The following is an 8,652-nucleotide window of genomic DNA, read 5'->3' as shown; positions in this document are numbered from 1 at the left end:
GAACGCGCAGCCCTCGAAGTCGGGCTTGGCGAACCATTCGCCGAAGACGTCGAAAATGGCGAGCAGCTGTTCGGCGGGCGTGGTTCCGCGGCGCTGGCTCTCGGCCTGCAGCCACTCCTCGGTCCAGAGCCGTTCGCGGCGCTGGAGGAAGTCGAGAATGAGGTCGGTCTTGGACGGGAAATTGCGGTAGAGGGTCATCTTGGCGGTGCCGGCCTTGGCGATGATCGCGTCGACCCCGACCGCGGCGGTGCCCTCCCGGCTGAACAGCTCATAAGCGGCGCGACTCACTCGGTCGCGGCCGCTGTCCCTGTTCTGCCCGTTCACCGTTGCCATTATCGTTCGGTCCTTGCTCGTCGAATACGTCAATGGTACTCGTTTCGCACCGCGAACGGTTGTCGTGTACGCGGCGATTTGTAGTACCGGCACAAAACGACGTCGTCGAATTCGTGGCCGCGCGCGGGTATTGCTCGGGTGAGCGACGCGCGACGATGGAAGGCGGACGATCAGGAGTCGCCATGAACGAGGATCTCCGGTGTGCCCGTTGCGGCCAGAACACCCTTTGACGGAGCCGCCCGATGAGCGTGCCCGTGCGGTGGCGGGTCGCCGGCCTGGCCGTGGTCGCCGGCGCGGGCGCCGGTGCCGCCGCGATCGCACTGTGGCTGCTGGTCGACGGCATCACCGCGCTGGTCACCGGCCCGGCCGGACGCCCGGCGGCTCGGGATCCTGGCTCGGGCCGCAGTGCCTGGTGTGCGCGCCGGTGCTGGGCGGGCTCGGCTACGGCGTGCTGGTGCACCGGCTTGCGCCGGGCACCCGGGGTCTGGGCGTCCCGGGCGTGCTGCTGGCGGTCGCCGGCGACGGCCGGGTCGGCCTTCGGTCGGCGGCCGTGCGCACCGTCTCCGCGGGGCTGTGCCTCGGGACGGGTGGCTCGCTCGGCCGGGAGGGACCCGCCGTGGTGGCCGGCTCGGCGATCGGCCCGCTGCTCGGCCGGCGTGCCGCGGTTTCCGTGGGATCGGTGCGGCTGCTCGTCGGCTGCGGGACCGCGGCGGCGACGGCGGCGATCTTCGACGCCCCGGCCACGGGTGTGGTGTTCGCGCTCGAGCTGTTCCTGGCGAGGCCGCTCCTGGCGGTGGACCCGACCTGTGCCGCGGCCGAGCTGCGGGGGCTCGCGGTCCTGGCCGGTGGCGATCCGCTCGCCCGTGAGCGCACGTCGCGGTCGTGGGGCGGGCGGGCGCGGGTGCTGGCGGAGCTCGGGCACGCGTGCGCGCTGCTGGCGATGTCGGCGTGCGTGGCAACGATCCTCCGGCGTTGGGTGCTCGGCGTCGAGCCGCGGATCGGGCCGTCGTCCGTTCCCCTGAGCTCGCCGCGGCGTTCGGGCTCGGGGTGGCCGGACTGGGTGTGCTCGGGGGCCTGGTGGGCGCCGCATTCGGGGTGTCGATCCACACCACGCAGCACGCCACGGACCGGGTCTGGCGGGGCCCGTCGTGGCTGCGACCGGCCGCAGGAGGGGTCCTGCTCGGGCCCCTGCTCCTGGCTCTGCCGCAGCTGTACGGCGTCGGCAACACGGTGGTCGGGCCGGTCGTCGCCGGGGTGTACCCGCTCGCATTGCTGCTGGCGCTGGCCGTGGGCAAGATCGTCGCGGTGTGCCTCACGCTCGCCGTCGGCGGGGTCGGCGGGGTGTTCGCGCCGCTGCTGTTCGTGGGCGCCACCCTGGGCGCGGCCTGGGGTACGGCAACCGGGCACGTAGCCGGGTACGCCCTGGTCGGCATGACGGCGGTCGTCGCGGGCGCCGCGCGGATCCCGGCCACCGCGGCGGTGCTCGTCGTCGAGCTGTCCGGGCTGGTCGGGCTGGCTCCGCACGCGCTCGTCGCGGCCGCCGTGGCCGGCCGGGTGATCTCGCCCGACACCGTCTACACCCGGACTGTCGCCCGCGCCGGAGTCGGTCCGGGCGTCGGGCGGTGACGGGTCGCACCCGACGGCCGTGTTGGCGCAGATCCTGGTGGTGTACCTGGCCGCGGCGGTCATCCCCGGCCCGAACGTGCTGATCATCATCCGGTGGGGCGATTCTCGCCGGTGCGGCGACCTTCGGCGTGGTGCCGCTGCTCGCGGCGGGGGACTAGCCGGTCGCGGTGTTGCGTGGCGCGTGCGGCGCCTACCTGGTGTGGCTCGGCCGCCGGCTGGTCCGGCACGCGGCGCGGCCGCTCGACCCGGGATCGGGCGTGCTGCGCCGTTCCTTCCTGCGTGGTCTGCTCACCAACCTCACGAACCCGAAGGCGATGCTGTTCTTCGGCGCCGTGCTCACCGCGCTGCTCCCGCCGACCGCCCCGGGTTGGCTGGGCGCGTGCGCCGTCGTGCTGATCGTGGTCAGCTCAGCGCTCTGGCACCTGGGCGTGGCGTTGCTGTTCTCGACGGGCCGCGTACGCGACGGGTATCGGCGCGCCCGGGTCGCGGTGAACCGAGTCGCCGGTGCGCTGTTCGTGGCGTTCGGCCTCGCACTGGTTCTCGAATGATCAGAGTTGTGCCGAGTCCACAAACGCGAGGCGCATGAATTTGTGCCGCGAACCGGCTGTTGGCGCCGTTCCGTGCGCCGGACGATAGGAGCGGAAAGAATGGAGTTCGCACATGACCGTGACTCAGGTTCGCGCCGGGCATGACCGTTCTGCAACCGCGTTCGACTGGCCGCAGGGATTCGACCGCATTCCGGATGCCGACTGGGTTCGCCACCCCGTCGAAGAATTCGGACTCAGCTACGACAGCGTCGGTGCGCACAGCTGGTACAAGAATCTGGAGCCGACGGTCGCACAGGTTCTCGCCGCGCTCGGCGAGAACAAGTTGCTCGTCGACTACTCGGCCGGCACCGGCATTCTCGCTCGCCGGCTGCTTTCCGGCATCGGGTATCCGGTCGGAATTCTGAACGTCGACGCGTCATCGAAGTTCCTGCGGGTCGCGCTGGAGAACTTCCGCGACGACGAGCGGGTCGCGTTCCGGCTGCTCGAGTACCTGAAGGCGGAGCGCCGTCTGCAGACCCTCGACGAGGTGCTCGACGGGCGCGTGCGGGCCGACGCCATCACCTCCACCAACGCGATCCATCTGTACTACAACCTGGCCGAGACGTTGGACTCCTGGGCGCGGGTCCTGCGGCCCGGCGGGCTGACCTTCACCGGCTCGGCCAACCTGCGCAACCCCCTGCGCCGGCCGGGGGACTGGATCATCGACGAGACCGTCGCCAAGGTCAACGAGATCGCCGCCGACCTGGTCGCCAGAGAGCCTGCGTTCGAACGGTACCGCGAGACGCTCGAGGACGGCGCGGCGATGGCCGGGCACACCCGGCTGCGGGAGAAGGTGTTCGTCCCGGTGCGCCCGCTCGAGGAGTACCTGGACGCGTTCGGCGACGCCGGGTTCACCGTCCTGCACGTCTTCGACGCCACGATCTACGCGCAGGTCGACGAGTGGTGCCAACTGCTGCACACCTACCACGACGGCGTGCTCAGCTGGGTCGGCGGGTCGCCCAAGGTGGACGGTCGGGAGCCGGACGAGGACGCGCTGCGCGACCGGCGGTTCCTCATCCGCTACAGCCTGGAGAAGCTGTTCCCGGCGCAGGAGTCGTTCCCCTGCACGTGGACCTACATCACCTGCCGGCGATGACGCCGGTATCAAAGGCACTGAGGCCGGTCCACGTCGCGGGCATCGGCATGACCCGGTTCGCCAAGCAGCCGAACCGCACGTTCAAGGATCTCACCGGGGAGGCGGTGACCGGTGCACTGAAGGACGCCGGTCGCACCGTCGCCGACATCCAGGCGTGCTTCTTCGGCAACGCGGTGGCCGGCTCGATCACCGGGCAGGAGATGCTCGCCGCGCAGTTCGCCCTGCGGCCGCTGGGCTTCGGCGAGATCCCGATGTCCAATGTGGAGAACGCATGCGCGTCGGCATCGACCGCGTTCCACCTCGCCTGGCAGAGCGTGGCGACGGGCCAGCACGACATCGTGCTGGCGGTGGGCGCGGAGAAGATGACCCACCCGGACAAGGCCCGCTCGTTCGCGGCGATCGGTGGGTCGGTGGACATGGACACCGTGCCCGCCGACCTGCCGGCCGGCCGATCGTTCCTGATGGACCTCTACGCCGAGTCCGCGCAGCGCTACCTGGACAGGACCGGCGCCACCCCGGAGGATCTGGCGCTGGTCGTGGTCAAGGCCCAGCACAACGGGGCGTTGAGCCCGGTCGCGCAGTTCGGCGCCGAGCTCACCGTCGCCGACGTCCTCGCCGCCCGCCACATCGTGGGGCCGTTCACCCTCCCGATGTGCTCGCCGATCTCCGACGGGGCCGCCGCGGTCGTGATTGTCGGCGCGGATCATCGGCCGGCGGACACACCAGGGGTCACCGTGCTGGCGTCGGTCAACCACACCGCCCCGGCCGACGGCTCGCACAGCGTCACCGAGGCCGCGGCCGCCGCGGCCTACGAGCAGGCCGGGCTCGGCGCCGACGACCTGGACTGCGTCGAGGTCCACGACGCCGCCGCGTCCGCCGAGCTGATCATCACCGAGCAGCTCGGGCTCGCCGAGCCTGGCGGCGGTGCCGCGCTCGTGCGCAGTGGCGAGACCACGCTCGGCGGCAGGCGACCGGTCAACACCGGCGGCGGCCTGCTCGCCCGCGGCCACCCGATCGGCGCGACCGGCCTCGCGCAGATCGTCGAGATCGTCCAGCAGCTGCGCGGCGACGCCGGTCGCCGCCAGGTGCCGGACGCCCGCATCGGACTGACCCAGAACGCCGGCGGCTGGCACGGCGACGACAACGTGGTCAGCGTGATCCACCTGTTCGGCCGGCAGCAAAGGAGCCCGTCATGACCGAGTTCGTGTTCACCTCCGAGTCGGTGACCGAAGGACACCCGGACAAGATCGCCGACCAGATCTCCGACGCCGTGCTGGACGCGGCGTTGACCGCGGACCCGTACTCGAGGGTGGCTTGCGAGACCATGCTCACTACCGGCCTCGTCGTGGTCGCGGGCGAGATCACCACGCCCGACCAGCTCGACATCGCCGCGATCGTGCGGGAAACAATCAGGCGCATCGGCTACACCGCGGCCTGCGGGTTCGACGCCGAGAGCTGCGGCGTGCTGAGCGCGCTGGACAAGCAGTCGCCGGACATCGCGCAGGGCGTGGACACCGCGCACGAGGCGCGCGACGGCGCGAGCACGGAGGATCTCGACCGGGTCGGCGCCGGCGACCAGGGCATGATGTTCGGCTACGCCACCAACGAGACGCCCGAGCTGATGCCGATGCCGATCGCGCTCGCGCACCGGCTCGCCCGCAGGCTCACCGAGGTCCGCAAGAACGGCGACCTGCCCTACCTGCGACCGGACGGCAAGACCCAGGTCACCGTCCGGTACGAGGACAACGTGCCGGTCGCGGTGGAGAAGGTGCTCATCTCCACCCAGCACGAGGAGGGCGTCGAGGCGCGGATCCCCAGCCACCTGTGGGAGTACGTGGTCACCGACGTGATCCCGGCCGAGCTGTACGACACCAAGGCCCTGCGCGCCAACTTCTTCGTCAACCCGACCGGCCGGTTCGTGATCGGCGGCCCGGTGGGCGACGCCGGGCTCACCGGCCGCAAGATCATCGTGGACACCTACGGCGGGTTCGCTCGGCACGGCGGCGGCGCGTTCTCCGGCAAGGACCCGTCCAAGGTGGACCGGTCGGCCGCGTACGCGGCGCGCTACGTCGCGAAGAACATCGTCGCGGCCGGGCTCGCGGACCGCGCGGAGGTGCAGGTCGCCTACGCCATCGGGATGGCGAGGCCGCTGTCGCTGCTGGTGGAGACGTTCGGCACCGAGCGGGTGCCCAAGGAGCGGATCGTCGAGCTGGTCGACGCGCACTTCGACCTGCGCCCGGCAGCGTTCCGCGACTACCTGCGCCTGCACCGGCCGATCTATACGAAGACCGCCGCGTACGGCCACTTCGGCCGCGACGACACCGACTTCACCTGGGAGCAGACAGACCGTGCCGAGGCGCTCGCCGCCGACGCCGGGGTGACCGCGACCGCCGTGGCATGAGGAGCTGACGTGACCATCGTCGTCACCGGGTCCATCGCGACCGACTACCTGATGGTGTTCCCCGGCCGGTTCGCCGACCAGCTCATGGAGGGCAAGCTCGACAAGGTCTCACTGTCCTTCCTGGCCGACGAGCTCGAGATCCGGCGCGGCGGGGTGGCCGCCAACATCGCCTACGGCCTCGGCTGCCTCGGGCACGCGCCGGTGCTCGTCGGGTCGGTGGGCGCGGACTTCGCCGAGTACGGCACCTGGCTCGCCGACCACAACGTCAACACCGACCACGTGCGGTACTCGACGACCCGGCACACCGCGAAGTTCCTGTGCACCACCGACACAGCGCACAACCAGATCGCCACGTTCTACGCCGGTGCCATGGACGAAGCACGCGAGATCGAGCTCGCGCCCATCCTGGCCGGGCTCGCCGACCCGCTGGTCGTGGTCAGCCCGAACGACCCCGACGCGATGCTGCGGCACACCACCGACTGCCGCGAGCTCGGCGTGCCGTTCGTCGCCGACCCGTCCCAGCAGCTGGCCAGGATGACCGGCGAGGACATCCGCGAGCTTGTCGACGGTGCCGCCTATCTGTTCACCAACGAGTACGAGCGCACCCTGCTGACCTACAAGACCGGCTGGGCCGACGACGACGTGCTCGACCGGGTCGGCACCTGGGTCACCACCCGCGGCCGCCTCGGCGCGTCGATCGAGAGCTGCGAGCGCGCCACGGTGATCGTGCCGGTCGTGACACCGGCCGGTGGCACCGAGCCGACCGGTGTCGGCGACGCCTTCCGCGCCGGGTTCCTCGCCGGCATCGCCCGGCGGTTCGACCAGGAACGCTCGGCACAGCTCGGGTGCATGCTCGCCACCCTGGTGCTTGAGACGATCGGCACCCAGGAGTACCGCATCGTCCCCGAGACGTTCGTCGAGCGGATCAGCAGCACCTACGGACCCGCCGCCGGCGCCGCCGCACAGTCCTACCTGGACAACACCCTCGTGAAGGAAAGCGCATGAGCATCACCGACTTCAAGGTCGCGGACCTCGCCCTCGCCGAGTTCGGGCGCAAGGAGATCACCCTCGCCGAGCACGAGATGCCCGGCCTGATGGCGATCCGCGCCGAGTACGCCGACGCCCAGCCCCTGCGCGGCGCGCGGATCGCCGGTTCGCTACACATGACGGTGCAGACCGCGGTCCTGATCGAGACGCTCGTCGCGCTCGGCGCCGACGTCCGGTGGGTCAGCTGCAACATCTTCTCCACCCAGGACCACGCCGCCGCTGCCGTGGTCGTCGGCCCGACCGGCACCCCGGATGAGCCGGCCGGCGTGCCGGTGTTCGCCTGGAAGGGTGAGACGCTCGAGGAGTACTGGTGGTGCACGCAGCGCCTGTTCACCTTCACCGACGAGCGCGGCGCCACCGTCGGGCCGAACATGATCCTTGACGACGGCGGTGACGCCACCCTGCTGGTGCACAAGGGAGTCCAGTTCGAGCGGGCGGGTGTCGTGCCGCAACCGCTGACGACGGACTCCGAGGAGTACCGGATCGTGCTCGACGTGCTGCGTGACTCGCTCACCGCGGACCCGAGGCGGTTCACCCACATCGCCGACGGCATCGTCGGCGTCACCGAGGAGACCACCACCGGCGTGCACCGCCTCTACGAGCTCGCCGCCGCGGGCGAGCTGCTGTTCCCGGCCATCAACGTCAACGACTCGGTCACCAAGTCCAAGTTCGACAACAAGTACGGGTGCCGGCACTCCCTCGTGGACGGCATCAACCGCGCCACCGACGTCCTCATCGGCGGCAAGGTCGCCGTGGTGTGCGGCTACGGCGACGTCGGCAAGGGCTGCGCCGAGTCGCTCCGTGCGCAGGGCGCCCGCGTGGTGATCACCGAGATCGACCCGATCTGCGCGCTGCAGGCCGCGATGGACGGCTACCAGGTCACCACCCTCGAGGACGTCGTCGCCACGGCGGACATCTTCGTCACCTCCACCGGCAACCTCGACATCATCACCGCCGACCACATGGCGAAGATGAAGCACCAGGCCATCGTCGGCAACATCGGCCACTTCGACAACGAGATCGACATCGCCGGGCTGCACCGGTTCCCCGGCGCCGTGCGCACCGAGATCAAACCCCAGGTGCACGAGTGGCGGTTCCCCGACGGGCACACGGTGATCGTCCTGTCCGAGGGCAGGCTGCTCAACCTCGGCAACGCCACCGGCCACCCCAGCTTCGTCATGTCCAACTCGTTCACCAACCAGGTGATCGCCCAGATCGAGCTGTTCACCAAGCCGACCGAGTACGAGCGGCAGGTGTACGTGCTGCCCAAGCACCTCGACGAGAAGGTCGCCCGGCTGCACCTGGACGCGCTCGGGGTGAAGCTCACCGTCCTGTCGAAGAAGCAGGCCGAGTACATCGGCGTGCACGTCGAGGGTCCGTACAAGCCGGACCACTACCGGTACTAGCCGCCGTGAACGCCGGCGAGGAGCACGAGGCGCTGCGTGCGGCTGTGCGGGCGCTTGCGGAGAGGGAGATCGCGCCTCATGCGGCGGAGGTCGATGAGCGGGAGCGGTTCCCGGTGGAGGCTCGTGATGCGTTGGTGCGTGCGGGTTTCAACGCGG

9 protein-coding genes and 1 pseudogene are annotated in these 8,652 nt (G+C 70.6%); 9 read left to right on the top strand and 1 reads right to left on the bottom strand.

Annotated features, from left to right (window positions below; translation table 11 throughout):
* Window positions 1-324, bottom strand: a 324-nt coding sequence (locus GEV28_RS40790) for a TetR/AcrR family transcriptional regulator (RefSeq protein WP_291419520.1), incomplete at its 3' end; no start/stop codon positions are given.
* A 208-nt stretch (window positions 325-532) separates the two neighbouring features.
* Between GEV28_RS40790 and GEV28_RS42930 the strand changes: the two are divergent.
* The 9 genes and pseudogenes from GEV28_RS42930 to GEV28_RS40745 form a co-directional block, all read left to right on the top strand.
* A pseudogene (locus tag GEV28_RS42930) lies at window positions 533-1,048 on the top strand (chloride channel protein); the annotation flags it as partial.
* 209 nt (window positions 1,049-1,257) lie between these two features.
* Window positions 1,258-1,959: a chloride channel protein gene (locus tag GEV28_RS40780; protein ID WP_291419515.1), complete on the top strand. Its 702-nt coding sequence runs from the start codon at window positions 1,258-1,260 to the stop codon at window positions 1,957-1,959.
* A 167-nt stretch (window positions 1,960-2,126) separates the two neighbouring features.
* Window positions 2,127-2,507 (top strand): LysE family transporter, encoded by a 381-nt coding sequence (locus GEV28_RS40775; protein ID WP_291419513.1) that lies wholly within the window; start codon window positions 2,127-2,129, stop codon window positions 2,505-2,507.
* A gap of 112 nt (window positions 2,508-2,619) precedes the next feature.
* Window positions 2,620-3,642, top strand: coding sequence for a bifunctional 2-polyprenyl-6-hydroxyphenol methylase/3-demethylubiquinol 3-O-methyltransferase UbiG (locus GEV28_RS40770; RefSeq protein ID WP_291419511.1), 1,023 nt, complete (start codon window positions 2,620-2,622; stop codon window positions 3,640-3,642).
* A complete protein-coding gene (locus GEV28_RS40765) occupies window positions 3,639-4,838 on the top strand; it encodes a thiolase family protein (RefSeq protein WP_291419508.1) in 1,200 nt (399 codons plus the stop codon). Before GEV28_RS40770 ends, GEV28_RS40765 begins: the two co-directional genes overlap by 4 nt.
* Window positions 4,835-6,043 (top strand): methionine adenosyltransferase, encoded by a 1,209-nt coding sequence (metK, locus tag GEV28_RS40760; protein WP_291419506.1) that lies wholly within the window; start codon window positions 4,835-4,837, stop codon window positions 6,041-6,043. The genes GEV28_RS40765 and metK overlap by 4 nt, the downstream gene beginning before the upstream one ends.
* A 9-nt stretch (window positions 6,044-6,052) precedes the next feature.
* A complete protein-coding gene (locus GEV28_RS40755; protein WP_291419505.1) occupies window positions 6,053-7,048 on the top strand; it encodes a carbohydrate kinase family protein in 996 nt (331 codons plus the stop codon).
* Window positions 7,045-8,496 (top strand): adenosylhomocysteinase, encoded by a 1,452-nt coding sequence (gene ahcY / locus GEV28_RS40750; protein WP_291419503.1) that lies wholly within the window; start codon window positions 7,045-7,047, stop codon window positions 8,494-8,496. Before GEV28_RS40755 ends, ahcY begins: the two co-directional genes overlap by 4 nt.
* A gap of 5 nt (window positions 8,497-8,501) precedes the next feature.
* A partial coding sequence (locus tag GEV28_RS40745; protein WP_291419522.1) for an acyl-CoA dehydrogenase family protein occupies window positions 8,502-8,652 on the top strand: 151 nt, incomplete at its 3' end.

Origin of the sequence: Actinophytocola sp. (assembly GCF_009379765.1) — a bacterium.
Lineage (GTDB): Bacteria > Actinomycetota > Actinomycetes > Mycobacteriales > Pseudonocardiaceae > Actinophytocola.
This window is presented reverse-complemented; position numbering and strand designations above follow the sequence as displayed.